At 70.3% G+C, this 716-nt stretch carries 1 protein-coding gene; it reads right to left on the bottom strand.

The annotated features are described in order from the left end of the window. The coding region (locus TN53_RS41455) for a MerR family transcriptional regulator (protein WP_046264062.1) at window positions 1-178 on the bottom strand (178 nt) is incomplete at its 3' end. Window positions 179-716 lie beyond the last annotated feature (538 nt).

Below are 716 nucleotides of genomic sequence, written 5' to 3'. Positions count from 1 at the left end.
GCTTCATACGGCGGATGACCATCAGGCGGGCGACGTCGGATTCGGTGTAGAGGCGAAAGCCGCCCTGCGAGCGCGCGGAGGGGATGACAAGGCCGCTGTCCTCGTAGTGCCGGATGGTGCGCAGCGACAGCTCGGTCCGTGCGGCGACCTCGCCGATCTGCATGTGCTCGCTGCTCACGCGGGGATCTTCCTCGTCTCTCACTGCGGCCGCGGGTGGCCCGCGCCGATCTCTACTCTAACGTTAGGGTAGAGTTGCCGTGGCGTTGGGTCGGCTGTCTGCCGTGTCCGTTCCCACGGTGTTGGGATGCCGTCCCGTGACCGTCAGCCGTGTCGGGGCCGACGACGCCCCCGGCGAAGGCCGTAGTCCGCAGGAGAGGGCGTGCGCATGTCCGTGATGCCCGGCGTCGCCGCTGCCTGCCCGCCGTGACCCTTCGCTCCCAGGCAGCACCCGGTGCCCTCGCGGGTCGCTCGGCTGCCGCCCCCTGACTTCGGTCCGCGCGCTCGCGGACCATGGAGAACCAGCCCGGTGCTCCACGCCTTCCTGCGCGCCCGCTGTGATGCCGGGTGTGCCCGAGCACGACAGGTTCCTCTCGTCTTGTCTTCCTCCGTACTGTCCCCGGCCGCATGGTTGCGCGGCTCCCGACGCCCGAGTTGGCTGTCCGACCCGAAGGTGCTGCGCACCGAGGTGCTTGCCGGTCTCGTGGTCGCCCTGGCGC

The organism is Streptomyces sp. WM6386, from assembly GCF_000972385.1.
GTDB lineage: Bacteria > Actinomycetota > Actinomycetes > Streptomycetales > Streptomycetaceae > Streptomyces.
This window is presented reverse-complemented; position numbering and strand designations above follow the sequence as displayed.